The sequence below is a fragment of the Mycobacterium hubeiense genome, assembly GCF_002838065.1.
Taxonomy (GTDB): domain Bacteria; phylum Actinomycetota; class Actinomycetes; order Mycobacteriales; family Mycobacteriaceae; genus Mycobacterium; species Mycobacterium hubeiense.
This window is the reverse complement of sequence record NZ_PIZU01000040.1, coordinates 1-23,161: the sequence shown is the minus strand read 5'-3', so window position 1 is coordinate 23,161 and position 23,161 is coordinate 1. Positions and strand designations below refer to the sequence as shown.

At 67.5% G+C, this 23,161-nt stretch carries 25 protein-coding genes and 3 pseudogenes; 16 read left to right on the top strand and 12 right to left on the bottom strand.

The window, feature by feature from the left end; all coding sequences use genetic code 11:
* Nucleotides 1–50: 50 nt before the first annotated feature.
* Genes CWS39_RS23230 through CWS39_RS23220 form a run of 3 tightly spaced genes read left to right on the top strand, consistent with a single transcriptional unit; the run spans nucleotide 51 to nucleotide 3,274 of the window.
* A complete protein-coding gene (locus CWS39_RS23230; protein ID WP_102145261.1) occupies nucleotides 51–662 on the top strand; it encodes a TetR/AcrR family transcriptional regulator in 612 nt (203 codons plus the stop codon).
* A 32-nt stretch (nucleotides 663–694) separates the two neighbouring features.
* Nucleotides 695–2,257, top strand: a complete 1,563-nt coding sequence (locus tag CWS39_RS23225) for a phytoene desaturase family protein (RefSeq protein WP_102145260.1) — start codon at nucleotides 695–697, stop codon at nucleotides 2,255–2,257.
* Nucleotides 2,258–2,293: 36 nt separating this feature from the next.
* Complete coding sequence (locus CWS39_RS23220; RefSeq protein WP_102145259.1) at nucleotides 2,294–3,274, top strand: NAD-dependent epimerase/dehydratase family protein; 981 nt, start codon at nucleotides 2,294–2,296, stop codon at nucleotides 3,272–3,274.
* Here the strand turns inward: CWS39_RS23220 and CWS39_RS29285 are convergent.
* On the bottom strand, nucleotides 3,271–3,423 hold the full coding sequence (locus CWS39_RS29285) for a hypothetical protein (RefSeq protein ID WP_199178273.1): 153 nt from the start codon (nucleotides 3,421–3,423) through the stop codon (nucleotides 3,271–3,273). The two genes, CWS39_RS23220 and CWS39_RS29285, sit on opposite strands and share 4 nt — an antisense overlap.
* Nucleotides 3,420–4,364 (bottom strand): cation diffusion facilitator family transporter, encoded by a 945-nt coding sequence (locus tag CWS39_RS23215; protein WP_102145258.1) that lies wholly within the window; start codon nucleotides 4,362–4,364, stop codon nucleotides 3,420–3,422. The genes CWS39_RS29285 and CWS39_RS23215 overlap by 4 nt, the downstream gene beginning before the upstream one ends.
* Nucleotides 4,365–4,383: 19 nt before the next feature.
* Here CWS39_RS23215 and CWS39_RS23210 point away from each other — a divergent pair, with 19 nt between their 5' ends.
* Together CWS39_RS23210 and CWS39_RS23205 are read left to right on the top strand one after the other, a co-directional pair.
* Nucleotides 4,384–4,824: an SRPBCC family protein gene (locus tag CWS39_RS23210; RefSeq protein WP_102145257.1), complete on the top strand. Its 441-nt coding sequence runs from the start codon at nucleotides 4,384–4,386 to the stop codon at nucleotides 4,822–4,824.
* Between the two features lie 30 nt (nucleotides 4,825–4,854).
* Complete coding sequence (locus CWS39_RS23205) at nucleotides 4,855–5,298, top strand: SRPBCC family protein (RefSeq protein WP_102145256.1); 444 nt, start codon at nucleotides 4,855–4,857, stop codon at nucleotides 5,296–5,298.
* Between the two features lie 83 nt (nucleotides 5,299–5,381).
* Here CWS39_RS23205 and CWS39_RS23200 read toward each other — a convergent pair whose 3' ends face one another.
* The 4 genes and pseudogenes from CWS39_RS23200 to CWS39_RS23190 all read right to left on the bottom strand — a co-directional run bounded on the left by CWS39_RS23200 (nucleotide 5,382) and on the right by CWS39_RS23190 (nucleotide 8,120).
* Nucleotides 5,382–6,551: a pyridoxal phosphate-dependent aminotransferase gene (locus CWS39_RS23200; RefSeq protein ID WP_102145255.1), complete on the bottom strand. Its 1,170-nt coding sequence runs from the start codon at nucleotides 6,549–6,551 to the stop codon at nucleotides 5,382–5,384.
* 11 nt (nucleotides 6,552–6,562) lie between these two features.
* Entirely contained in the window at nucleotides 6,563–7,462 is a 900-nt protein-coding gene (locus CWS39_RS23195; RefSeq protein WP_233213648.1) for a HipA domain-containing protein, read from the bottom strand.
* 42 nt (nucleotides 7,463–7,504) lie between these two features.
* A pseudogene (locus CWS39_RS29775) lies at nucleotides 7,505–7,831 on the bottom strand (HipA N-terminal domain-containing protein); the annotation flags it as partial.
* Nucleotides 7,821–8,120, bottom strand: a complete 300-nt coding sequence (locus CWS39_RS23190) for a helix-turn-helix domain-containing protein (RefSeq protein ID WP_233213644.1) — start codon at nucleotides 8,118–8,120, stop codon at nucleotides 7,821–7,823. The pseudogene CWS39_RS29775 and the gene CWS39_RS23190, both read right to left, overlap by 11 nt.
* A gap of 168 nt (nucleotides 8,121–8,288) precedes the next feature.
* On the opposite strand from CWS39_RS23190, the gene CWS39_RS23185 reads away from it, so the two are divergent.
* The 3 genes from CWS39_RS23185 (at nucleotide 8,289) to CWS39_RS23175 (ending at nucleotide 13,197) form a co-directional block, all read left to right on the top strand.
* Nucleotides 8,289–9,500, top strand: a complete 1,212-nt coding sequence (locus CWS39_RS23185) for an acetyl-CoA C-acetyltransferase (protein WP_102145253.1) — start codon at nucleotides 8,289–8,291, stop codon at nucleotides 9,498–9,500.
* A 5-nt stretch (nucleotides 9,501–9,505) separates the two neighbouring features.
* Nucleotides 9,506–11,638 carry a 3-hydroxyacyl-CoA dehydrogenase NAD-binding domain-containing protein gene (locus tag CWS39_RS23180; RefSeq protein WP_102145252.1) on the top strand — a complete coding sequence of 711 codons (2,133 nt, stop codon included), beginning with the start codon at nucleotides 9,506–9,508 and terminating at the stop codon, nucleotides 11,636–11,638.
* Nucleotides 11,639–11,721: 83 nt separating this feature from the next.
* On the top strand, nucleotides 11,722–13,197 hold the full coding sequence (locus CWS39_RS23175) for a class I adenylate-forming enzyme family protein (protein WP_102145251.1): 1,476 nt from the start codon (nucleotides 11,722–11,724) through the stop codon (nucleotides 13,195–13,197).
* Here CWS39_RS23175 and CWS39_RS23170 read toward each other — a convergent pair.
* Together CWS39_RS23170 and CWS39_RS23165 are read right to left on the bottom strand one after the other, a co-directional pair.
* Nucleotides 13,176–13,606 (bottom strand): annotated as a pseudogene (locus CWS39_RS23170) (SAM-dependent methyltransferase). The gene CWS39_RS23175 and the pseudogene CWS39_RS23170 sit on opposite strands and share 22 nt — an antisense overlap.
* A 3-nt stretch (nucleotides 13,607–13,609) precedes the next feature.
* The gene (locus CWS39_RS23165) at nucleotides 13,610–14,035 is read right to left on the bottom strand and encodes a pyridoxamine 5'-phosphate oxidase family protein (protein WP_102145249.1); all 426 of its coding nucleotides are present in this window, start codon (nucleotides 14,033–14,035) and stop codon (nucleotides 13,610–13,612) included.
* Nucleotides 14,036–14,125: 90 nt separating this feature from the next.
* Here CWS39_RS23165 and CWS39_RS23160 point away from each other — a divergent pair, with 90 nt between their 5' ends.
* Complete coding sequence (locus CWS39_RS23160; RefSeq protein ID WP_102145248.1) at nucleotides 14,126–14,569, top strand: universal stress protein; 444 nt, start codon at nucleotides 14,126–14,128, stop codon at nucleotides 14,567–14,569.
* 25 nt (nucleotides 14,570–14,594) lie between these two features.
* Entirely contained in the window at nucleotides 14,595–15,584 is a 990-nt protein-coding gene (locus tag CWS39_RS23155; RefSeq protein ID WP_102145247.1) for an LLM class F420-dependent oxidoreductase, read from the top strand.
* A 101-nt stretch (nucleotides 15,585–15,685) separates the two neighbouring features.
* On the opposite strand, the gene CWS39_RS23150 is transcribed toward CWS39_RS23155, so the two are convergent.
* Nucleotides 15,686–15,994 (bottom strand): hypothetical protein, encoded by a 309-nt coding sequence (locus CWS39_RS23150; protein WP_102145246.1) that lies wholly within the window; start codon nucleotides 15,992–15,994, stop codon nucleotides 15,686–15,688.
* A 56-nt stretch (nucleotides 15,995–16,050) separates the two neighbouring features.
* Here CWS39_RS23150 and CWS39_RS23145 point away from each other — a divergent pair, with 56 nt between their 5' ends.
* Entirely contained in the window at nucleotides 16,051–16,395 is a 345-nt protein-coding gene (locus tag CWS39_RS23145) for a cupin domain-containing protein (protein ID WP_102145272.1), read from the top strand.
* 64 nt (nucleotides 16,396–16,459) lie between these two features.
* On the opposite strand, the gene CWS39_RS23140 is transcribed toward CWS39_RS23145, so the two are convergent.
* On the bottom strand, nucleotides 16,460–18,109 hold the full coding sequence (locus CWS39_RS23140; protein WP_102145245.1) for a DNA repair helicase XPB: 1,650 nt from the start codon (nucleotides 18,107–18,109) through the stop codon (nucleotides 16,460–16,462).
* 161 nt (nucleotides 18,110–18,270) lie between these two features.
* Between CWS39_RS23140 and CWS39_RS23135 the strand changes: the two genes are divergently transcribed.
* The gene (locus CWS39_RS23135) at nucleotides 18,271–18,534 is read left to right on the top strand and encodes a hypothetical protein (protein ID WP_102145244.1); all 264 of its coding nucleotides are present in this window, start codon (nucleotides 18,271–18,273) and stop codon (nucleotides 18,532–18,534) included.
* Nucleotides 18,535–18,547: 13 nt separating this feature from the next.
* Here the strand turns inward: CWS39_RS23135 and CWS39_RS23130 are convergent, their stop codons facing one another.
* Nucleotides 18,548–20,797 (bottom strand): helicase-associated domain-containing protein, encoded by a 2,250-nt coding sequence (locus tag CWS39_RS23130; protein WP_102145243.1) that lies wholly within the window; start codon nucleotides 20,795–20,797, stop codon nucleotides 18,548–18,550.
* Nucleotides 20,798–20,862: 65 nt separating this feature from the next.
* Here CWS39_RS23130 and CWS39_RS23125 point away from each other — a divergent pair, with 65 nt between their 5' ends.
* The 4 genes from CWS39_RS23125 to CWS39_RS23110 are packed head-to-tail and all read left to right on the top strand — an operon-like array spanning nucleotide 20,863 to nucleotide 22,437.
* On the top strand, nucleotides 20,863–21,057 hold the full coding sequence (locus CWS39_RS23125) for a hypothetical protein (RefSeq protein ID WP_199178272.1): 195 nt from the start codon (nucleotides 20,863–20,865) through the stop codon (nucleotides 21,055–21,057).
* 2 nt (nucleotides 21,058–21,059) lie between these two features.
* Nucleotides 21,060–21,539 carry a cyclic pyranopterin monophosphate synthase MoaC gene (gene moaC / locus CWS39_RS23120; RefSeq protein WP_102145241.1) on the top strand — a complete coding sequence of 160 codons (480 nt, stop codon included), beginning with the start codon at nucleotides 21,060–21,062 and terminating at the stop codon, nucleotides 21,537–21,539.
* Complete coding sequence (locus tag CWS39_RS23115; protein ID WP_102145240.1) at nucleotides 21,536–22,012, top strand: MogA/MoaB family molybdenum cofactor biosynthesis protein; 477 nt, start codon at nucleotides 21,536–21,538, stop codon at nucleotides 22,010–22,012. Before moaC ends, CWS39_RS23115 begins: the two co-directional genes overlap by 4 nt.
* A complete protein-coding gene (locus tag CWS39_RS23110) occupies nucleotides 22,009–22,437 on the top strand; it encodes a molybdenum cofactor biosynthesis protein MoaE (RefSeq protein ID WP_102145239.1) in 429 nt (142 codons plus the stop codon). Before CWS39_RS23115 ends, CWS39_RS23110 begins: the two co-directional genes overlap by 4 nt.
* On the opposite strand, the pseudogene CWS39_RS23105 reads toward CWS39_RS23110, so the two are convergent.
* Nucleotides 22,438–23,161, bottom strand: a pseudogene (locus tag CWS39_RS23105) (transglycosylase family protein); the annotation flags it as partial.

The following is a 23,161-nucleotide window of genomic DNA, read 5'->3' as shown; positions in this document are numbered from 1 at the left end:
ACCAAGTTTTGTCAATATTGACATAACTTGCCTCGGGTACCTTCTTGCTTATGGTCCGGCCTGCCCAAACCGCACGCAGCGAGCGCACGCGCGAAGCGCTGCGGCGGGCAGCCGTCGTGCGCTTCCTCGCCCAGGGCGTCGAGAACACCTCGGCCGAGCAGATCGCTGCTGACGCCGGGGTCTCCCTGCGCACGTTCTACCGCCACTTCGCGTCCAAGCACGATCTGCTCTTCGCCGACTATGCCGGGCTGCAGTGGTTCCGGGCCGCGCTGGCGGCACGTGATCCCGACGAGCCGATCATCGAGGCGGTGTACACGGCGATCATGGCACGGCCGTATGAGGATTGGGCCGTCGCGCAGACCGCCGCCCTGCGTGCACAAGAGCTCGAGCCGGGCCGGATCGCCCGGCACATGCGCCAAGTCGAAGCCGACTTCGCCGATGCGATCAAACAGCATCTCGCCGACGGCCACCCGCCTACGCCCGGCACCGATGAGGGCATGCAGATCACCGTCACCGCGCGTTGCATCGCGGCTGCGGTTTTCGGTGCGATGGAGGCGTGGATGCTCGGTCAGGAGCGTTCGCTTCCCGAACTGACACGGCTCACGCGCGAGGCATTGGACTCTCTCGCCGAGGGGATTCCGAACAAGTTTCGTCATAATTGACAAAACTTGGTGCGGCGTGTCAGCCTCGGCCGATGGCGGACTACGATGCGATCGTTATCGGTGCCGGCCACAACGGGTTGGCTGCGGCTGCGATCCTGCAGCGTGCCGGTCGGCGCGCGCTCTGCCTGGACGCCAAGCTCTACGCCGGCGGGATGGCCTCCACGGTGGAGTTGTTCGACGGGTTCAAGTTCGAGATCGCCGGCTCGGTGCAGATTCCGACGTCGGCCAAGGTCAGCCGCGAGCTGGGACTCGACGAGCTGGAAACCATCGACCTGGACGTGATGTCGGTGTCGCTGCGAGGCGTCGGTGACGATCCGCTCGTCTACTACACCGACCCGGTGAAGCTGCTGACCCATCTGGGCGAGGTGCACGGTGCCGAGGCGGTCAACGGCATCGCCGGGCTGATGGCGTGGAGCCAGGCGCCGACCCGCGCCCTTGGCCGGTTCGACGCGGGCCGGCCGCCGAAGACGCTCGACGAGATGTATGCCTGCGCCACAAACGAATTCGAGCGCTCGACGATCACCGACATGCTGTTCGGTTCGGTCACCGATGTGCTCGACCGCTACCTGCCCGACCGGGAGAAACACGGCGCGCTGCGGGGCATGCTGGCGTTGCTCGCCGTCAACACCACTTACCGCGGGCCGGCCACTCCCGGCACCGCCGCGGCGCTCGCCTACGGGTTCGCCGTACCCGACGAGAACGCGCTGCTGGTCAAGAAACTGCGCGGCGGCATCGGCGCATTGACGACGCACCTTCGCGAGCTGTTCACGTCCAACGGCGGCGAATTGCGTCTGCGCAGCAAGGTCACCGAGATCACCGTGGACGACGGCCGCGTGAGCGGCGTGCGCCTCGAGGACGGCTCGGCCGCGACGGCACCCGTCGTCGTCTCCGCGGTGGCCCCCGACCTCACCGTCACCCGTCTGCTCGACCAAAACGTCGTGCCTGCTGACATACGGCAGCGCTTCTCCCACGTCGACCACCGCGGCAGTTACCTGCAGATGCACTTCGCGCTGGACGACATGCCGACCTTCGCCGAACCGTACGCCATGCTCAACGATCGCCAAATGCAGTCCAACATCGGCATTTTCAGCACGCCCGAAGAGCTGCAGCAGCAGTGGGAGGACTGCCGCCGCGGTGTCGTGCCCAAAGACCCCGCGATCGCATTGCAGATCCCGTCCGCCAACGATCCGGATCTGGCACCGCGTGGTAAGCACGCGGCGTCGGCCTTCTCGCTGTGGTTCCCGATCGAAAACAGCCAGGCCAGCTACGGCCAGATGAAGACCGCGATGGGTCAACGGGTGATCGACAAGATCACCAGGCTGGCACCGGACTTCGAGAAGCTCATCATCAGGCACACCACCTTCACGCCGCGGCACATGGGCACCATGTTTGGTGCCCCGGGCGGCGACTACTGCCACGGCCTCATCCACCCCGACCAGATAGGCATCAACCGGCCCGGCCCGAAAGGCTATGTCGACCAACCCATCCCGATCGACGGGCTGTACCTCGGCAGCGCAGGCTGCCACGGCGGACCCGGCATCACTTTCATCCCCGGCTACAACGCCGCCCATCAAGCGCTCGCCGAGGCATTCTGACGTTTGAGCAGCCCTTCGGCGGGGAACGCCCTCGCCATGGCTTCCACGGTGGCGGTCACCGGGCCCACCGGCGAGATCGGCATCTCCGCGGTCGAGGCGCTGGAGCGGCGTCCCGAGGTCGACCACATCCTGGGGATGGCCCGCCGGCCGTTCGACCCGGCCGCGCGCGGCTGGACCAAGACCAAGTATCTGCAGGGCGACATCCGCGACCGGCGGGCCGTCGACGCGCTGGTGGCCGACGCCGACGTCGTGATCCATCTGGTTTTCATCATCATGGGCTCGCGCGAGGAAAGCGCGCGGGTGAATCTCGAGGGCACCCGCAACGTCTTCGAGGCGACGGTGGCCGCGAAGCGGCCGCGGCGGCTGGTGTACACGTCGTCGGTGGCCGCCTACGGCTACCACTACGACAATCCGGTGCCCATCACCGAGGACGTGCCGACGCGCGGGTCGCCCGAGCACTACTACTCCGAACAGAAGGCCGCGTGCGAGGCGGCGCTGGCCGAAATCACCGCCGACTCGACGCTCGAGGTGTACGTGCTGCGCCCGTGCATCGTGGCCGGGCCGAAGGCCACCGCGCTCGCCGACGCGATGCCGTGGAACCAGCTGCCCGGTCCGGTCAAGCGTTTCACCCAGGCGTTGCCGTTGCTCAAGCCGCCGTTCCCCGATCCCGGCACACCACTTCAGTTGGTCCACCACGACGACGTCGCTGAGGCAATCGCCTTGGCGGCAACGACTTCCGCGCCGCCGGGCGCGTACAACATCGCCGCCGACGGCGTGTTGTCCATGTCGGAGGTGGCCGAGGCGCTCGGCGCCTGCCCGGTGCGGGTGCCCAAGGCGACGGTGACCGCGGCGTCGGAGGTCATTTCGCGGTTGCCGTACGTCCCGTCAGTGCTGGAATGGCTGCACGTGGGTCGCACGTCGGTGGTGATGGACACCCGCAAAGCCAAGACGCTGTTGGGCTGGACGCCGAAATACACCGCCGCCGAGACATTGTCGGCGCTGGCCGAATCGATTTAGCGGTCGTCCTTGGCGGGACCGCTGGGGGTCGCACCGCCTTCGTCGGACCAGTCTGCGCGATCCCCCGCGCCCTTGGCCGGGTCGCTCTGCACGTCGTCGTCGGCGCCTTCGACGTCGGATTCGGTGGTCTTGGGCTTGTGGTTGGTCACCGGCCTTGGATACCCGGTGCGTCCGGCGCGGAAACGGTGAGCACGGCATCGACGACGTGCGGGTTGCGTTCGAGTTCGCGTTCGAGGCGGCGCAGCGTGTGGGCGACCGAGGACTCCAGCTGGTCACCCATCAGGTCGACGCTGGCGACCAGGAAAAGCTGTCGCGGACCGACGAATTCCATGCGCAGATACCGCACCGAGGCCACCTCGGGCAGTCGCTCGATCTCGGCGATGGCAGCGTCGCGGATCTGCGGGGACGGCGCCTCGCCGGTGAGGAATCGGCGGTTGCTGTCGATGAGCAACACCGCGACCACCCCCAGCAGAAGCCCAACCGCGATGGAGCCGAACGCATCCCACGCGGCCGACCCGGTGAGCTGGTGCAGCCCGATACCGGCCAGCGCCAGCACGATGCCGATCAGCGCGGCGGCGTCCTCGGCGAACACCGTGCGCACCGTCGGATCGGAGGTCCGCACGGCGTGTTCGAGCAGGTCGCGGTCGAGCTCACGGGCTTCGCCGCGCAATTGCCGCAGCGCCTGCGAGAATGAAAAGCTTTCCAGCACAAAGGCGATCGCCAACACCAGGTAGGCGATCAAATAGTCTTCGTGAGTGGCCTCGGATCCGCCCACCAGCTCGCTGACGCCGTGCCACACAGACACCGACGCGCCGACCACGAACAGGCCGACGGCCGCCAGCAGCGACCACACGTAGGCCTCCCGGCCGTAGCCCAGCGGCCGCGACGCGTCGGCCGCCCGGGCGCTGCGCCGGTTGGCGATCAGCAGGAACGCCTCGTTGCCGGTGTCGGCCCAGGAGTGTGCGGCCTCGGCGACCATCGACGCCGAACCCGAAATCACAGCGGCCACGGTCTTCGCGGAGGCGATGGCGAAATTGGCAGCGAACGCGATGACGACGGTCAGTGTGCTTTCGCCGCCTGCCTTGACCACAATGAAATAGTGTCACGCCATGGCAGTCACCGACTCGCGTGAAGTCGTCATCGAAGCAAGCCCGTCGGAGATCCTGGATGTCCTCGCCGATGTCGAAAAGAACCCCGAATGGACCCCGCAGCAGCAGAGTGTCGAGATTGTCGACACCGACGCGGAAGGCAGACCGCATCGAGTCAAGATGAAGGTCAAGTCCGCGGGCATCACCGACGAACAAGTCATCGAGTACACCTGGGCTGACGACGGCCCCAGCTGGACGTTGATCAGCGCGGGCCAGCTCAAGGCGCAGGACGCGAAGTACACCCTGACGCCGGACGGCGAGAAGACCAAGGTCCGCTTCGAGCTCACGGTCGACCCGTCGGTGCCCATCCCGGGCTTCATCCTCAAACGCGCCATCAAAGGCGCGATGGAGACCTCGACCGACGGGCTGCGCAAGCGAGTGCTCGACGTGAAGAAGGGGTAGACGCCCGCAACGCGGGCTACATTTGCTGGTATGGCGGTCAGAGCATCGCGGGAAGTCGTCGTCGACGCCTCACCGGAGGCGATCATGGATGTGCTCGCCGACGTCGATTCGCTGCCGTCGTGGTCGCCGCTGCACAAGTCCGTCGAGGTGATCGACCGCTATCCGGACGGCCGGCCGCATCACGTCAAGGCCACGCTGAAGCTCATGGGCATCACGGACAAAGAGCTCCTGGAGTATCACTGGGGCGATCGCTGGATGGTCTGGGATGCCGAAGAGAATTTGCAGCAGCGCGGACAGCATGTCGAGTACAACCTGACGCCTGAGGTCGACAAGACGCGGGTGCGCTTCGACGTCATCGTCGAGTTGGGCATGCCGATTCCGGAGTTCTTGGTCAAGCGCGGGAAGAAACTCGTCCTCGACGTGGCGACGGAGCGGCTGCGCAAACGCGTGATGGAATACGTGCACCGGGAATAGTGGCCGGCCATACCGTCGCGAGACTGCAGTTATGGAGGTCGTTACTCGGACTTTCGCCCGGCAACGACAGTCTCGCGGTATCTCTAGTCCCGCAACACGGCCAGTCGGCGGATCGCCTCGTCGAGCGTGTCGTCACGCTTGCAAAAGGTGAAGCGCACCAAGTGATTCCACACGTCGGCGTGCGGCGCGTCGGGATCGCAGAACGCCGACATCGGAATCGCGGCAACACCGGCCCGTTCGGGTAGCTGCGCGCAGAAGGCCGTGCTGTCGTCGTAGCCCAGCGGCCGCGGGTCCGCGCACAGGAAGTAGGTGCCGAAGCTGTCGTGCACCTCGAAACCCAACTCCGCCAGCGCGGCGGCCAGCTTGTCGCGCTTGGCTTGCAACGACTCTCGCAGCGAAGCGACCCATGCCTGCTCGCTGTTGAGTGCATGCGCGACCGCCGGCTGGAACGGGGCGCCGCCGACGTAGCTGAGGTATTGCTTGGCCGCCCGCACCCCGGCGATGAGTTCCGGTGCGCCGCAAGCCCATCCGATCTTCCAGCCCGTGACGTTGAACATCTTGGCCGCACTCGAAATGGTGACGGTGCGCTCGGCCATCCCCGGGTAGCCGGCCAGTGGAATGTGACGACGGCCGGTGAAGACCAGATGTTCGTAGACCTCGTCGGTGATGACGAGCAAGTCTGCAGCTACGGCCAATTCGGCGATGGCCGTCAACTCCTCATCGGTGAACACCGTGCCGGTCGGGTTGTGCGGTGTGTTGACGATCAGCGCTTTGGTCCGCGGACTGACTGCCCGCCGCAACGCGTCGATGTCCACCGCGAACCCGCGGCCGTCCGGCACCAGCGGCACCGCGCGACGGTAACAGCCCGCCATCGCAATCACCGGGGAGTAGGAGTCGTAGAAGGGTTCGATCAACAGCACCTCGGAGCCCGGCTCCACCAAGCCGAGCACCGCGGCGGCGATGGCCTCGGTGGCCCCGACGGTCACCAGCACCTCGGTGTCCGGGTCATATTCGACGTCGAAGTAGCGTTTGCGCTGCGCGGCGATCGCTTCCCGAAGCACCGGCATGCCGATGCCCGGCGGGTACTGGTTGACACCGTCGGCGATCGCTTGCTGGGCGGCCGCGAGCATGCCCGGCGGGCCGTCCTCGTCGGGAAAGCCCTGGCCCAGATTCACCGCGCCGATGCGCGCGGCCAGCGCCGACATCTCCGCGAACACCGTGACGGCGTAGGGCTCGAGGCGCTGCACTGTCATGAGTGTGGAGCCTAGTTGGGTGTTGCTGCTGGCCAAGATCGCCGCAGCCATAGGCTCTTCAGCCTTGCCTTCACATATTCGGCGCCAGGTGGCAGCGGGACCCGGTCGACCGATTCGTGGAGACGTTCCATCGATTCTTCGGTGGTAGTCCGGGCCCGTCTCATCGACATTCCCCACGAGGCACCCTCGTTGGCTAGGTCCTCGACGTCGATTCCGTCGATGTTGGTCTTGCCGTTGATGATGTGCCCAGTGCCTTTGTACCTGGCATCGAGATGCATGACGGGTGCGGCGTCGTAGACAGGCGCCAAAGACACGCTTCCCACGCGGTCAATCAGCAACGAGTAGTTCTTCGAATGGGCGTCTCCGTTGCCAATCACGACATTGAGCGTGACGGCCTCGAGTAGCGCGGTGCGAAATGCGTCAGGGTCACGTGACCTCGCTGCGGCTGCCCGCGCAACGCGTCGAAGTCTTGAGCCGTACCTTTGGAACTCCGCGGTGCTTTCGTACTTGGCTTGAGGGTCGAGGCCAAGCGCTTGGCAGAAATCTTCCTGATGTAGCCGTAACCCTGATTTGGTGCGGTCGTAGCGGGTGACAACGATCGCGTCGCGCTCATCGAACCTCGTGAGGACGGATTCCGCCGCTGCGATTCGTGCGTGCTTCGCCACCCGCAGCGCCCAGTCTTCGGTTTGTACGAGCTGCTGCAACGCGCCCCCGAGGGGCTCGGGTTTGATGATGTGTGTCGACGGTGCGCCGTCTTCCGGCCAACCCCACGAACCATCGGGTAGCAAGACGAGCAGGACTTTGTCTTGGATTCCTGCCAGGGACGCTTGTGGTGTCGTGCCGTCCGGCAGGTGATAGGTCGGTAGATCGGCGACCAGTCTCGTGACCTCCTCGGCGGTGAGGCGGCGCACGCGGCCGTCACCCGGTTCGACCCCGTCGGGAAGGATCTGGATTGCGCCGGCGCACTCGGCGCCAACTTTTCGCAGTAGTCCCATCGTGTCGGTCACGGGCACGTTCGCCTCGGTGGCCAGGTGTCGGCGAACGTTGCCTTCGGGCAGCAAGCCTTCGAGGAATGCCGAAACGACGTTGTCGGCTCGCCGTTTTCCATCGAAAACCGGTTCTCTGCTGATCGGCAGCGACAGTGATAGGACCCGGCTGCCCTCACCGAATGCGTCGAGTGCGTCAGTCGTGAAATCCATTCGGAGTCGAAAGGGACGCGGCTCGCTCAGCCGAGCGACATGAATGCCGTACAGCCATACGTTTAGGCGTCTAGTCGGCATCGATCACCGCCATTCGAGTGAACTTTGGTGCCACGGCGATCGCGTAGCCGCACTCCGAGAGCGCGCGCAGCGCGGTGTCGACACTGACCGGCTCACCGCGCTCGAGGCGAGATATCGTCATTCGCGTCACGCCTACCCGATCACCGAGCTCATCCTGTCGGAAGCCTTTTTCCTTGCGTGCAAATCTGATGCGCTCGCCGAGTTCAACAGCGTCGTAGACCAATGCCGCCTGGTGATTCATATAGCGATCATACGCACCGTGGGCGTAAGTGCACGATATTTCGATCATCAGTTTGTCAAGGCCATATGATTCGTATACCGATCATCAGTTGCTGGTGGATCCAGCGCTGCCGACCGCCCAACCAACAGGTTGGCCGAGCCTGTTAGGCTGGCCGAACAGCGGACATCCGTCCACGTGGACAGGACCCCAACAACCCATCTGAACAGGAAAATCTTCATGTCTGAAGAAGCCTTCATCTACGAGGCGATCCGTACGCCTCGCGGTAAGCAGAAGAACGGCTCGCTCAATGAGGTCAAGCCGATCAGCCTGGTCACCGGCCTGATCGATGAGCTGCGACGGCGCCATCCCGACCTAGACGAGACGCTGATCAGCGACGTCATCCTCGGTGTGGTCTCGCCGGTCGGCGATCAGGGCGGCGACATCGCCCGCACCGCGGTGCTGGCCGCCGGCCTGCCCGACACCACCGGCGGCGTGCAGCTCAACCGGTTCTGCGCCTCGGGCCTGGAGGCGGTCAACACCGCCGCGCAGAAGGTCCGCTCCGGCTGGGACGACCTGGTGCTCGCCGGTGGCGTGGAGTCGATGAGCCGTGTGCCGATGGGTTCGGACGGCGGCGCCTGGGCGACCGACCCGGAGACCAATTATCAGATCGGCTTCGTGCCCCAAGGCATCGGCGCCGACCTGATCGCCACCATCGAGGGCTTCTCCCGCGAGGATGTCGACGCCTACGCGCTGCGCAGCCAGCAGCGCGCCGCGGCCGCGTGGTCGGGCGGCTACTTCGCCAAGTCCGTCGTCCCGGTCCGCGACCAGAACGGTCTGGTGATCCTCGATCACGATGAGCACATGCGCCCGGACACCACGATGGAGGGCTTGGCCAAGCTCAAGACCGCGTTCGACGGCATCGGCGCGATGGGCGGCTTCGACGACGTGGCGCTGCAGAAGTACCACTGGGTCGAGAAGATCAACCACGTACACACCGGCGGCAACAGCTCGGGGATTGTCGACGGCGCCGCGCTGGTGCTCGTCGGTAGCGAAAAAGCTGGTGCGTCACAGGGATTGACGCCGCGGGCGCGCATCGTGGCGACGGCCACCAGCGGAGCGGACCCAGTCATCATGCTGACCGGCCCGACGCCGGCCACCCGCAAGGTGCTCGACCGCGCCGGGCTGACGGTCGACGACATCGACCTGTTCGAGCTGAACGAGGCGTTCGCGTCGGTGGTGCTCAAGTTCCAGAAGGACCTGAACATTCCCGATGAGAAGCTCAACGTCAACGGTGGCGCCATCGCGATGGGTCACCCGCTGGGCGCCACCGGCGCCATGATCACCGGAACCATGGTCGACGAGCTCGAGCGCCGGGGGGCGCGTCGCGCGCTGATCACGCTGTGCGTGGGCGGCGGCATGGGCGTGGCCACCATCATCGAGAGGGTTTAACCAGCATGGCCGAGAACACCATCACGTGGGACAAGGACGCCGACGGCATCGTCACCCTGACGTTGGACGACCCGACCGGGTCGGCCAACGTGATGAACGAGCACTACAAGGAGTCGATGCACAACGCCGTAGAAAGGCTTGTGGCGGAAAAGGATTCGATCACCGGCGTCGTCATCACCAGCGCCAAGAAGACGTTTTTCGCCGGCGGTGACCTGAAGTCGATGATCAACGTCGGCCCGGAGAACGCGCAAGACGTGTTCGACGAGGTCGAATCGATCAAGGCCGATCTGCGCACGCTGGAGACGTTCGGTAAGCCCGTGGTCGCCGCGATCAACGGCGCGGCGCTTGGCGGCGGTCTGGAGATCGCGCTGGCGTGTCATCACCGCATCGCCGCCGATGTCAAGGGTGTGCAGATCGGATTGCCCGAGGTCACGCTGGGCCTGTTGCCCGGTGGTGGCGGCGTGGCCCGCACGGTGCGCATGTTCGGGATCCAGAAGGCCTTCATGGAGGTGCTGTCTCAGGGCACCCGGTTCAAGCCTGCCAAGGCGAAAGAGACCGGCCTGGTCGACGAATTGGTCGGCAGCGTCGAGGAATTGGTGCCCGCCGCCAAAGCGTGGATCAAGGCCAACCCCGACGCGCACGTCCAGCCGTGGGATGCCCAGGGCTACAAGATGCCCGGCGGCACACCGAGCAGCCCCGGCCTGGCGAGCATCCTCCCGTCATTCCCGGCGTTGCTGAAAAAGCAGCTCAAGGGTGCGCCGATGCCGGCGCCGCGGGCGATCCTGGACGCGGCGGTCGAGGGTGCGCAGGTGGACTTCGAGGCCGCGACGCGCATCGAGAGCCGCTACTTCGTCAGCCTGGTCACCGGCCAGGTCGCCAAGAACATGATCCAGGCGTTCTTCTTCGACCTGCAGACCATCAACGGCGGCGGCAGCCGTCCCGAGGGCATCGGCCAGACGCCGATCCGCAAGATCGGCGTGCTCGGCGCGGGCATGATGGGTGCCGGAATCGCTTACGTCTCAGCGAAAGCCGGCTTCGACGTGGTGCTCAAGGATGTCACCCTCGAGGCCGCGCAGAAGGGCAAGGGCTACTCCGAAAACCTCGAAGCCAAGGCGCTGTCTCGTGGCAAGACCACCGAGGAGAAGTCCAAGGCGCTGCTGGACCGCATCACGCCGACGGCCGACGCCGCCGATCTCAAGGGCGTCGACTTCGTCATCGAAGCCGTCTTCGAGAACCAGGAACTCAAGCACAAGGTGTTCCAGGAGATCGAGGACATCGTCGAGCCCAACGCGATCCTCGGGTCCAATACCTCGACGCTGCCGATCACCGGTCTCGCGACCGGCGTGAAGCGCCAGGAGGACTTCATCGGGATCCACTTCTTCTCACCCGTCGACAAGATGCCGCTGGTGGAAATCATCAAGGGCGAGAAGACCTCCGACGAGGCGCTGGCCCGGGTGTTCGACTACACGCTGGCCATCGGTAAGACGCCGATCGTCGTCAACGACAGCCGCGGCTTCTACACCAGCCGCGTCATCGGCACCTTCATCAACGAGGCGCTGGCGATGCTGGGCGAGGGCGTCGAGCCGGCCAGCATCGAGCAGGCGGGTAGCCAGGCCGGGTACCCGGCGCCGCCGCTGCAGCTGTCCGACGAGCTCAACCTCGAGCTGATGCACAAGATCGCGACCGAGACCCGCAAGGGCGTCGAGGCCACGGGCCAGACCTACGAGCCGCATCCGGCCGAGGCGGTCGTGGAGAAGATGATCGAGATCGGGCGGCCCAGCCGCTTGAAGGGCGCCGGCTTCTACGAGTACGCCGACGGCAAGCGTGTCGGCCTGTGGCCGGGGCTGCGGGAGACCTTCAAGTCGGGCAGCTCGCAGATGCCGCTGCAGGACATGATCGACCGCATGCTGTTCGCCGAGGCGCTGGAAACCCAGAAATGCCTCGACGAGGGCGTGATCACCTCAACCGCCGACGCCAACATCGGCTCGATCATGGGCATCGGCTTCCCGCCGTGGACCGGTGGCACCGCGCAGTACATCGCCGGCTACCCCGGCGGCAAGGACGGGTTCGTGGCCCGGGCCAAGGAGCTGGCCGCCAAGTACGGCGACCGGTTCAACCCGCCGGCCTCGCTGACCTAAGCACCCACGCCGAGCAGACGCAGAATCGCATCCCGGCAACCGGATTCATGCGATTCTGCGTCTTCTCGCGCTAGATTGGCCGCGTGCCCGAAAGCTTTACCGAAACGTTCGCGGCAAGGCTCGCCGGCTACGGCGAGCGGCCCTGCATCGAGTTCAACGGCCGCTGGTACACCGGCGACGAGGTCACCGGCTGCGCTGACGCGATCGCGGCCCGACTGCGCGACGCCGGCGTCGCCGACGACGCCCCGGTCGGGCTGGTGGTGCGCAACCGGTTACCGCACGCGGCCGCGGTCGTCGGCTTTCTCGCCGCGGCGCGGCCCGTCGCGATGATCTATTCGTTTCAGTCGCCGGAGTCCATCGCGCGCGACGTGGAGCAGCTTGATCTCGCCGCCGTCGTCGCCGACCGCGAGGACTGGACCGCACCCGTTGTCGACGCCGCCAAACGCGTGGGCAGCACGGGTATCGCGATCTCGCCCGAGGGCGTGGAAACGGTTGCGGGCCTTGACGTCACGGACAACACGAGACCACGACCGTCGCTGACAGCCGCGCTCTACATCCTCACCAGCGGCACCACCGGGCCGCCGAAACGGCAGGCGATCAACGCGGCGGTGCTGGAGCACACGGTGTTCAGCGTGACCGGCGGCCAGGCCTCGCCGGATGATCCGCCCGAGCTGATGTACTGGCCGCTCGGCGGCATCGGCGGGGTGTGCCAGCTGGTGACGGGGGCCTACGTCGGCAAGCAGATGGTGCTGCTGGAGAAGTTCAGCGTCGACGGCTGGTTGCGTGCGGTGAAGACCTACGGCATCAAGCGGTGCGGCGTGCAGCCCGCCGCCGTCCGGATGCTGCTCGACGCCGACCTGCCGCCGGAGGACTTGTCGTCGCTGGACTTCGTCATCAGCGCCGCCGGCCCGCTCGACCCGGACGTCCGTGACGCGTTCGAGCAGAAGTACGGCATCCCGGTGTTGCTGGCCTACGGCGCAACGGAATTCGCCGGATCGGTGTGCACGTGGACGCCAGAGCTTTATCGGGAGTTCGGCGCCACCAAGCGGGCCAGTTCCGGGCGGGTGCTGCCGGACACCGAGGTGCGCATCGTCGACCCGGACACCGGCGAACAGGTGCCGACCGGCGAACAAGGATTGCTGGAGGCCAAGATCGCTCTGCTCGGCCCGGATTGGATCCGCACGATGGACCTGGCCTCCATCGACGCCGACGGCTTCATCACCATCCACGGCAGGGCCGACGGGGCGATCAACCGCGGCGGGTTCAAGATTCTGCCGGAAACGGTTCGGCGCGTTCTGGTTTCGCATCCCGCAGTGCACGACGCGTGTGTGGTCGGCGTGCGCGATGACCGACTCGGCGAGGTGCCGTTCGCCGCGTTCGAGCCGGAACCGGGGATGGCGGTGCCGTCGGAGTCCGAATTGCAGGAGCTGGTCCGCAGATCGCTTCCGCGCCACCATGTTCCGGTGGCGATCACGGTTGTCGACGAGCTACCGCGCAACCCCGCGCTGAAGGTCAGCCTGCGGGATGTGGCTGCGCTCTACGACCGCGCAAACAGGTAGTAGCGCACCGGATTTCTGCGGTTGTGGTCCATCCCCGGCTCGTCGCCCGAGTCCAGCAGCGTCCACGTGGGCGGAAGCGCCGCCTCACGTCCTGCGGGTCGATGCCGGGCACACCGTATGAGCCGCCGTTGACGAACTCGACGAGCAGCAGCCGCGCGTCGGGTGCGGCCACCGCGGTGACTTCGCGGACGTAGGCGTCGCGGTCCTCGTCGCTCATACCGTGCAGGCAGCCGTTGTCGACGATGAACCCGAAGTCCTTGCCGACGCCCTCGGTGCTCAGCCGGGTGACGTCGGCCTGCACGAAGTTGACGTCGACCTTGTCGCGCAGGCTCTGCGTCAGCGGATGGCCGTCCCACGGCGTGAAGTCGAGCCGGTACCGCAGCCCGAACAGCAGATGCCGCGACGACATCGGTCAGATCGCCCCGAGGTCGGCCGACAGCCAGTGCTGGGGCTTGAGGTAGATCGCGACGCTGTCGCCGTGCTCGCGACGGGCGAATTCGAGGTACGGCTCCACCTTTTCCGGCGCAAGGTAGCGCTTGGTCATCTCGACGAGCTGCTCGTCGGTGCTCGGCTCGATGCGGCTGACCGGGCCGTCGACGGCGACGTAACGCACCGTCGGCTCCAGGCGTTCGACCATCAGGGTGAACTCCCCGGCCGACTCGATGAGGCGGTGCTTGCGCGAGCCGGCACCGGTGATCACCCACGGCTCGCCGCCGGGGGAGTACTGATACCAGATCGGCACCGTCAACGGTCCACGCTTGTCGCCGGCATTCACCGACAGCGCCGCGATGTGCGGCTCCGCCAGAAACTGTTCGCGTTCTTCCTTGGAAAGGGCCATGCCCGCCAGGCTAGTGCGCTCCGCCGATTCTCGGCCGTCGTCGCGGGTGGAAGCGTTACTGTCTCGATGTAGCCGATGCGGGGAGGGTAAATGGGGCCATATCAGACCGTCGTGGTCGGGACTGACGGCTCGGAGTCATCGCTGCGTGCGGTCGAGCGCGCAGGCCAGATCGCCGCCGAATGGGATGCGAAGCTGATCATCGCGACGGGGTACTTCCCGGAGGCCGAAGACAAGCGGGCCGCCGACGTCCTCAAGGACGAGGCATACAAGGTGACGGGCAGCGCGCCCGCCTACGAGATCCTGCGGGTGGCCCGCGATCGCGCCAAATCCGCCGGTGCCAAGAACATCGAGGAGCGCCCGATCCAGGACGCGCCGGTCCACGCGCTGGTCGATCTGGCCGACCAGGTCAACGCCGATCTGCTGGTGGTCGGCAACGCCGGCCTGAACGCGATACTCGGCAGGTTGTTCTCGGTGCCCGCCGGCGTGGCCACGCGGGCCAAGGCCGACGTGATGATCGTCCACACCACCGACTGAGCGGAGCGTCGTAGAGTCGGTCCTCATGCGCTTCGGACTATTCATCCCGCAAGGCTGGCGACTCGACCTGGTGGACATTCCCGTCGAAAAGCACTGGGCGGTGATGCGTGAGTTGGCCGCGTACGCCGACGACAGTGCGTGGGATTCGCTGTGGGTGTACGACCACTTCCACACCGTGCCGGTGCCGACGGACGAGGCCACGCATGAGGCGTGGTCGTTGATGGCGGCGTATGCGGCGTCGACATCGCGAATCAAGTTGGGCCAGATGTGTACTGCGATTTCCTATCGCAATCCGGTGTATCTGGCGAAGGTGGCCGCGACCGTCGATGTGATTTCCGGCGGCCGCATCCAGATGGGCATCGGTGGCGGCTGGTACGAGCATGAATGGCGGGCGTACGGCTACGGGTTCCCGTCGGCCGGGGTGCGCCTGGGTCGGCTCGACGAGGGCGTGCAGATCATGCGGGAGGCCTGGCGAGAGGGCCGAGTGAGCTTCCCGGGCAAGCATTATCAGATCGACGGCGCGATCGTGGCGCCAAAACCGTTGCAGGCGGGCGCTATTCCGTTGTGGATCGCCGGCGGCGGGGAGAAGGTGACGCTGCGGATCGCGGCGAAATACGCGCAGTACACCAACTTCACGTCCGATCCGGCGGGATTCGAGCACAAGTCTCGTGTGCTCGCCGAGCACTGCCGCAATGTCGGCACCGACTATGACGCGATCGTGCGGTCGGCGAACTTCAACGCCGTCATCGGAGAGTCAGAGGCCGACGTCAAGGACCGCATCGATCGCATCCGCGCGCGGCAGGTGCGGGTGGCCGATGAGGGCGCCGTGGATGCGATGCTGGCCACCCTCAGCGCACCCGAATCCGCTTCGGGCACACCGGAACAGGTCGTCGAGAAATTGCAGCGGATGCGCGACCTGGGCTGTGAGTACGCGATCTGCTACTTCCCGGAGGCGGCCTATGACCGGTCCGGCATCGAGATGTTCGAGCAGAAGGTGATCCCGGCGCTGAGTTAGGGGTCGCTGCGCGGCGACTGCGCCCGAGTTCGACTCCATGGCTGTGCGAAACAGCCATCGGACCTTGACGACGACCGTGGTGTCGATCTCGGCGATAGCCGTCAGAAGCAGAACGCGACAGGACGCGCGAACATCTCGGCCACCACGCCGAGAGCGACGACGACCGCCGGCACGGCCACCGCGATCTGCCAGCGGCGGCGTCGCCAGAGCGCGACGACGACGAACGGCGCGGCCCACACCGCCGCAGCCGCAATGACCAGCCAGCCGCCCTCCATATCGACTCGCGGCTCGACATGGCCACAGCGGGTGTCAGCCGCGGCGAACCTACCAATGACCACCAGATACGCCGCGGCGATCGTCCAGCCCACCGCGGCGAGTGCGAACACGGCCGCCCGAACGAATCGGCGCATCGCGTCATCGTTTCAGAATGCGAGGTGAGACGATTCATGTGGAAGGGGACACCGCGATGGAGAAGATTTCACTGACCGCACTCGCCCGCCAGCACATGGCCGCGGCGCGCAACGCCAGCAGCGGCCGCAGCGCCAGCACGGTGTACGGCGGGCACGAGCACACGCTGCGCCAAACCATGATCGCGTTGACCGCCGGCAGCAGTCTCGATGACCACGAAAGCCCGGGGGAGGCCACGCTGCAGGTGATCCAGGGCCGCGTTGAGGTCACGGATTCGACGTCGAAGTGGGAGGGCTCTCCCGGCGATCACATCGTCATCCCGCGCACCCGCCACGGCTTACATGCCCTCGAAGACTCGGTGGTGCTGTTGACCGTCGTGAAGCCCGTTGGCCCGCACGTCTAAGACGTTGCCGCGGCCAGGGTCGTGATTTCGCCGCGAGAACGAGCCTCAGCGCAATGTCAACGCGTCAGATGGCCGGGCCTAGCAGATCGTCGGCATCCTTGATGACATACCCGTAGCCCTGCTCGGCGAGGAAGCGCTGCCGATGCGCGGCATACTCGGCATCCAGCGAGTCCCGCGACACCACCGAATAGAACACCGCGCCGCCGCCGTCTGCCTTGGGCCGCAGCAGCCGCCCCAACCGCTGCGCCTCCTCCTGCCGCGACCCGAAAGTGCCCGAAACCTGCACCGCCACATTGGCTTCCGGCAGGTCGATGGAGAAGTTGGCCACCTTCGACACCACCAGCGTCGGGATCTCGCCGCGGCGAAACGCGTCGAACAGCGCCTCGCGCTCGGCCGTCTTCGTCGACCCCTGGATCACCGGAGCGTTCAGATGCTCGCCCAGTTCGTCGAGCTGGTCCAGGTACGCGCCGATCACCAGCACCTGGTCGCCCCGGTGGCGCTCCAGGATGGACTCCACCACCGCAATCTTGGTGTGCACCGTCGAGCACAGCTTGTAGCGCTCATCGGGTTCGGCGGTGGCGTAGAGCATGCGCTCGTTGTCGGTCATCGTCACCCGCACCTCGATGCACTCCGCGGGTGCGATCCAGCCCTGGGCCTCGATGTCCTTCCACGGGGCGTCATAGCGCTTCGGGCCGATCAGCGAAAACACGTCGCCCTCGCGGCCGTCCTCACGGATCAGCGTCGCCGTCAGGCCCAGCCGCCGCCGCGACTGCAGATCCGCCGTCATCCGGAACACCGGCGCGGGCAGCAGGTGCACCTCGTCGTAGATGATCAGGCCCCAGTCGCGGCTGTCGAACAACTCCAGATGACGGTATTCACCCTTGGTGCGCCGCGTGATCACCTGATACGTGGCGATGGTGACCGGGCGAATCTCCTTTTTCTCACCGGAGTATTCGCCGATCTCGTCCTCGGTCAACGACGTGCGCGCGACCAGCTCACGCTTCCACTGCCGGCCCGCCACGGTGTTGGTGACCAGGATCAGCGTCGTCGCGCCGGCCTTGGCCATCGCCGCCGCGCCGACTAGCGTCTTGCCCGCGCCGCACGGCAGCACCACCACGCCGGAGCCGCCCGCCCAGAACGACTCGGTGGCCATCTCCTGGTAGTCCCGCAGATGCCAACCGTCTTGCTTGAGGCTGATCGGATGCTTCTCGCCGTCGACGTAGCCGGCCAAATCCTCTGCGGGCCAGCCGATTTTGAGCAGCATCTGCTTGACGCGGCCGCGCTCGCTGTTGTGCACGATGACGGTGTCGTCGTCGATGCGGGCACCCAGCATCGGCGCAATCTTCTTGTTGCGCAGCACTTCCTCGAGCACCGCGCGGTCCAGGCTGACCAGCGTCAGGCCGTGTGCCGGGTGCTTGACCAACTGCAGGCGGCCGTAGCGGGCCATCACGTCGACGATGTCGACCAGCAGTGGTTGAGGCACCGCGTATCGCGAGTACGTCACCAGCGCGTCGACCACCTGCTCGGCGTCATGTCCCGCGGCGCGGGCATTCCACAGCGCCAGCGGCGTGATCCGATAGGTGTGCACGTGCTCGGGTGCACGCTCCAGCTCGGCGAACGGCGCGATGGCGGCGCGCGCATCGCCGGCCAGCTCATGGTCGACCTCGAGCAGCACCGTCTTGTCGGACTGCACGATCAGGGGGCCGTCGGTCATGCGCGATCCCGCTTCGCTTCTCGCTGGGAAGTCATCCCACCCACTATATTTAGCCGCCCGACACGCACCCCTTCGAAAGGCCCTGACCTGCAACGTCGCCGACATTCCTAAAATTGGTTGGGAAAGCAAGGGTCGGGACGAGACGAAGGGAGCCTCTTGCGATGGGCCTACCGCGACGTCTGCTGATCGCCGGGGTCGGCGCGCTCGCGCCGTTCGCTTTCCTCACGCTTGTGACGCCGGGTGTCAGCCAGGCCGCCGAATGCGGCGCCGGCACGGTCTATGACGCGGCGACGAACAGCTGCGTGGCGGCGCCACCGCCTCCTCCGCCGCCACCCCCGCCTGCCTGGAACGGCGATCCGACGCCGTACTTCTCGGTCGGCGTGTGCGCGCCGATCCCGTTCGTCGCCGTGTGCACGGGGATCTGACGCGCCGCAGCGCTCAGTCGCCGTCCGCCGACACCACCGAGGTGACGCGGTGGATGGCGAACTCGCGCACCCGCCCGGACGCCGGGTCGAACGCGGTCAGCTGCCCCCCGCGGACACTGATCGGCGCCACCACCCGCTGCGTGGCGACGCCGGCCGCGTCGACGTAGCCGATCACCACCGGCGTGTCCCGGTGCACCGCCTGCTGCAGCTGCGAGATGAGTACCGCCGGGTCCAGCCGCATGCCGGAGAACGGCCCGGCTGCCACCTTGCGCAGCACCGCGACGATGGCCGCCAGCGTTTGCGTGGTGGGCGCGACGGTGGGCCGGAAGGTGCGACGGCGCGGCGGCGCGGGAACTCGGGCGCCGCGGGCGCGGATGTCGACGATCGCGCCCGACGAATCTTCTGCGGCCGGGGCGAACCCGGCGCTGCGCAGCGCCGCCAGCACCTCGTTGATGGGGGCCTGCGACACCGCGACCGTCGGCGCGAGCACACGCATCTCCAGCGCTTCAGCGGCCGGCGCGCTGACCGCCTGGGCGAGCAGCACCGCGTCCTCGCACCGCACGAACGATGCGGCCATGCCGACACGCAGCTGCCCGTGCCGGCGCGCGACGTCGTCGATCAGGTAGGTCAAACCCTGGGGCACAGGCGTTTTCGAATGTTTCGCAAACAAGGCGTGCAATTCGCTGGCGGTGCGTCCGGTGTCGAGCGCCCGCCGGATCGACGCCTCGGTGATGCGGTACACCATCGCCGCGCCCGCCGATTCGACCGTCGCCACTGCGGCCAGCTGCTCGGCGAGCTCACGTTGCAGCGGGCCCGGCACGATCACCGTGAGGTCCGCCTGCAGCAGGAAATGGTCGATCGGCGCGGGCAGCGCCTTGTTCATCGTCGCCATCACGTCGTCGGCGCTGTCGCCGGCCAGCAAGCCGCGGCCCGGCGTGCTGATCGCGCCGCGGCCCACCAGGCCCATCGCATGCGCCTCGGCCAGAAGGCCGCCCACCGGCTCGGGCTGCAGCCGCACGGCCCAGCGCGGTCGGCGCCAGATCATCGCCTTGGACGCTTCGGCGGCGTCGACGCCGGCGCCCGGCGGTAGGTCGGCCAGCATGCTCAACAACAACCGTCGATCCAGCGGGGCGGCGGTCGAATACAACGAATCCGACAGTGCCGCATACGGTTTACCGTCGGGCCCGCGACTGCCGATCAAGCCTGGACGCCCCGGCAGGTCCAGCCACGTCGACGCCAGCAGATGCCAGCGCACGGCCGTCGGCGACTCGACGAACCGGTCGGCGGCCACCGTCGGCGCCCAATACGGTCCGTCGCCGTCGACGGGCTCCGGGTCGGGCATGCCCGCCGCGATCAGACCCGCCGCCGCGGCCACCTCGAGGATCAGGCCCAGCCGAAAGTCCTCGATGCCAGTGCTTTTGGCCAGTCGCTTGACGTCACGCACGCCAAGCCCGCCGCTGCGCAGCTCGGGAACCGGTGTGGCGCCGAGTGTTTCGAGCACCAGTTCCACCTCACGCAGCAGATCGAGCACGGCGCCCGCGGCGGCCGCATCAACGTCGGCGGCCGTCGTCGTCGACACCACGGGATCGGGCGGCGTCAGCGAGATGGGCCCGGGTTCCTCGCCGCGCAGCACCTGGCCCACCAACCGGGGCAGGATCACCGTTTCGTCATCGACCTGACGCAGCAGACCGGCGGCGAGCAGGCGCTGCACCGGCCGGTCCGGCGGCGTGCCGGGCGCCGCGTCGCGTGTGCGGCCCATCGGGGAGCCCTCGAGCAACTTGTTCAGCAATTCCAGCTGCGCGTCGTCGAGCGCCTCCAGCCGGTCGGCGATGTTCTCCGCGTCGACGTCTTCCACGACGGCCTGGCCCGGATACCAGGGCAGGCCCGACGCGGCCTCGGCGACCACGCGCACCGCGTCCCCGCCCCAGACCAGCGCGCGCTCACGAAGGTCGTCGAGTGCGGCGGCGACGGCGTCGGGGGTGGCCTTCTCGCCGATCAACTCCATCAGCTTGGTCACCGGCACAGCGGCGGTGTCGGCATGCAGTACCAGCAGCGCGTCGAGCACCGCCAGGCGCAGGAAGTCGAGCGCGTCGGTGGCGGCCTTCACCGATTGCCGGGCCGCGGCGCGGGCGGCCAGCGCCGCGATCGTGCCCGGTGGCGGTTGCGTCAGGTCGGGTCGCAGCTCCAGCAGCCGGATGAGCTGGTCGTCGTCGAGCTCGGCCAGCCAGGCGCCCAACGGGACGCTTGGCGTCTGTTCGGTCATTGCTGACCAGCGTAAAGGACACGCCCGGCCTCGCCACTTCGCGCGGCGTTTGCCACAATGTGGTCGTGGCAGACAACAAGCGTCAGAAGAGCCGTTACGTCGACCCGGGTTGGCCCCAGCTGGATGGCGACGACGACCACGCGGTCAGCGAGCTGGCGACCGACCGTACCGGCGCGCTGTCGCCGTTCGGGGAACTGACGTTCCCGCTGCCGTCCGACGACATCCCCTACGTCCACCCCGTCACGGTCGTCAACAAGTAACAGTGACGTCCGAGGGCCGCCTTTCGCACCTCGACGAGTCGGGGGCGGCGCACATGGTCGACGTCACCGCGAAAGACGCCACCAGGCGCACCGCCGTGGCGGCCGCAAGCCTGCGCACCCGTGAAGACGTTGTCGCGCTGATCGCATCCGGCGGGCTGCCCAAAGGTGACGCGCTGGCCACCGCGCGGGTGGCGGGCATCCTCGCCGCCAAACGCACTCCTGATCTGATCCCGCTGTGTCACCAACTGGCGCTCACCGGCGTCGATGTCGACTTCGAGGCGGGCACCGACCAGATCGACATCACCGCCACCGTCCGCAGCACCGACCGCACCGGGGTTGAGATGGAGGCGCTGACGGCGGTCAGCGTCGCGGCGCTCACGCTCTACGACATGATCAAGGCCGTCGACCCTGCCGCGCGCATCGACGACATTAGGGTGCTGCGCAAAGAGGGCGGCAAAACGGGCAGCTGGTCGCGGCCATGAGTACCGCCCGGGTGGTGATCGCCTCCACGCGGGCGGCCGGCGGTGTCTACGAAGACCGGTGCGGCCCGATCATCGTGGACTGGCTGACCGAGCGCGGCCACGCCGTATCCGATCCGGTCGTCGTCGCCGACGGCAGCGCGGTGACCGAGGCGTTGAAGGCGGCGCTCGCCGACGACGTCGACGTGATCATCACCTCCGGCGGCACCGGCATCTCGCCGACCGACGCCACCCCCGAGGCCACCCGCGCTGTGCTGGACTGCGAGATTCCCGGACTGGCCGATGCGATCCGGCGCTCCGGGCTGCCCAAGGTGCCGACGTCGGTGCTCTCCCGCGGCGTGTGCGGGGTCGCGGGGCGCACACTGATCGTCAACCTGCCGGGCTCGCCGGGCGGGGTGAAGGATGGTCTCGCGGTGCTTGACGACGTGCTCGGCCATGCCCTGGATCAGCTCAGCGGAAAGGACCACCCGCGATGAGTGCCGCCGTACTGCGCGTCGCGCTGAGCGAGGACCCGATCGATCTGACCGAGCACGAGTCGCTGGTGGCGCATCAATCCGCCGGTGCGGTAGTGGGTTTCGCCGGTGTGGTGCGCGATCACGACGACGGACGCCACGTGGTGCGGCTCGAGTACTCGGCTCATCCCACCGCGCAGCAGACGCTGGCGGAGGTGGCCGACGAGATCGCCGCCAGCTGTCGCGGGGTGCGCGCGATCGCGGTGAGCCACCGCATCGGCACGCTGCAGATCGGTGACGCCGCACTGGTGGCCGCCGTGGCCGCCGACCACCGCGCGGCGGCGTTCGAAACCTGCGCGCGGCTGGTCGACACCGTCAAGGAGCGGCTACCGGTGTGGAAGCACCAGTTCTTCGCCGACGGCACCGAGGAGTGGGTCGGCTCCGCCTGATCAGGCCGGTGGCGGCGGAACCGGAGCCGGCGCCGGAGCGGGCGGCGCAACCGGCATGTTGGGCGCCTCGCCACCGGGAACGTCAGGCGTGGTGAGCGGACGCTGCGTCAGCGCCAGCAGCGCGTCCTTGCCGCTGATCTCCTGCGTCTGGATCGCGTGCCACAGTTCCTTGAGGTACGTGACATTCGGGCTCTGCGCCGGCAGCTGCGACGGATCGATTGTGGTGCCGGGCGGCAGGTTCTCCGGGCTGGCCAGATGCGGCACGCCCTCCGGCATCGGCACACCGTCCGTCATCGCCTGATTGGCTGCGTCGTAGACCGGCGCCGGAATGTCGACCCCGTTCAGCGCGGCCATCGGATCGGGACCCGGCGCGGGTGCAGCGGGCGCTGCGGCTGGAGCTGGAGCCGGGGGAGCCGGCGGCAACACCGGGTCGAGCGGCAGCGGCGCGCCGTTGTGCAGCGCCCACACCTCGGGCTGCGGCTCGGCCGGCGGCTCGACGGCGTCCCAGTTGGCGGCCTCGACGACCGGCTCCACGGGCGGAGCGGGCGGGGGCGGCGGGGGTGCGGGCGCGGGCGGCGGAGGCGGAGCGTCGGGCAGCGGCGCGGGCGGCAACGCCTCGGGCGCCGGCGGGGCAGGGGGCGCCGCGGGGGCCGGGGGGAGAGCTTCGGGTGCCGGCGGTGGCGGCGGCGGTGCGTCGGGAGCGCGCGGTGCGGCGGGTGCCGGG

What these genes read in the sequence shown, in the direction of transcription:
- CWS39_RS23230 (WP_102145261.1), top strand. Translation starts at nt 51, where the DNA reads ATGGTCCGGCCTGCCCAAACCGCACGCAGCGAGCGCACGCGCGAAGCG.
- CWS39_RS23225 (WP_102145260.1), top strand. Translation starts at nt 695, where the DNA reads ATGGCGGACTACGATGCGATCGTTATCGGTGCCGGCCACAACGGGTTG.
- CWS39_RS23220 (WP_102145259.1), top strand. Translation starts at nt 2,294, where the DNA reads ATGGCTTCCACGGTGGCGGTCACCGGGCCCACCGGCGAGATCGGCATC.
- CWS39_RS23210 (WP_102145257.1), top strand. Translation starts at nt 4,384, where the DNA reads ATGGCAGTCACCGACTCGCGTGAAGTCGTCATCGAAGCAAGCCCGTCG.
- CWS39_RS23205 (WP_102145256.1), top strand. Translation starts at nt 4,855, where the DNA reads ATGGCGGTCAGAGCATCGCGGGAAGTCGTCGTCGACGCCTCACCGGAG.
- CWS39_RS23200 (WP_102145255.1), bottom strand. Translation starts at nt 6,551, where the DNA reads ATGACAGTGCAGCGCCTCGAGCCCTACGCCGTCACGGTGTTCGCGGAG.
- CWS39_RS23190 (WP_233213644.1), bottom strand. Translation starts at nt 8,120, where the DNA reads ATGATCGAAATATCGTGCACTTACGCCCACGGTGCGTATGATCGCTAT.
- CWS39_RS23185 (WP_102145253.1), top strand. Translation starts at nt 8,289, where the DNA reads ATGTCTGAAGAAGCCTTCATCTACGAGGCGATCCGTACGCCTCGCGGT.
- CWS39_RS23180 (WP_102145252.1), top strand. Translation starts at nt 9,506, where the DNA reads ATGGCCGAGAACACCATCACGTGGGACAAGGACGCCGACGGCATCGTC.
- CWS39_RS23165 (WP_102145249.1), bottom strand. Translation starts at nt 14,035, where the DNA reads ATGGCCCTTTCCAAGGAAGAACGCGAACAGTTTCTGGCGGAGCCGCAC.
- CWS39_RS23160 (WP_102145248.1), top strand. Translation starts at nt 14,126, where the DNA reads ATGGGGCCATATCAGACCGTCGTGGTCGGGACTGACGGCTCGGAGTCA.
- CWS39_RS23155 (WP_102145247.1), top strand. Translation starts at nt 14,595, where the DNA reads ATGCGCTTCGGACTATTCATCCCGCAAGGCTGGCGACTCGACCTGGTG.
- CWS39_RS23150 (WP_102145246.1), bottom strand. Translation starts at nt 15,994, where the DNA reads ATGCGCCGATTCGTTCGGGCGGCCGTGTTCGCACTCGCCGCGGTGGGC.
- CWS39_RS23145 (WP_102145272.1), top strand. Translation starts at nt 16,051, where the DNA reads ATGGAGAAGATTTCACTGACCGCACTCGCCCGCCAGCACATGGCCGCG.
- CWS39_RS23140 (WP_102145245.1), bottom strand. Translation starts at nt 18,109, where the DNA reads ATGACCGACGGCCCCCTGATCGTGCAGTCCGACAAGACGGTGCTGCTC.
- CWS39_RS23135 (WP_102145244.1), top strand. Translation starts at nt 18,271, where the DNA reads ATGGGCCTACCGCGACGTCTGCTGATCGCCGGGGTCGGCGCGCTCGCG.
- CWS39_RS23130 (WP_102145243.1), bottom strand. Translation starts at nt 20,797, where the DNA reads ATGACCGAACAGACGCCAAGCGTCCCGTTGGGCGCCTGGCTGGCCGAG.
- CWS39_RS23115 (WP_102145240.1), top strand. Translation starts at nt 21,536, where the DNA reads ATGAGTACCGCCCGGGTGGTGATCGCCTCCACGCGGGCGGCCGGCGGT.
- CWS39_RS23110 (WP_102145239.1), top strand. Translation starts at nt 22,009, where the DNA reads ATGAGTGCCGCCGTACTGCGCGTCGCGCTGAGCGAGGACCCGATCGAT.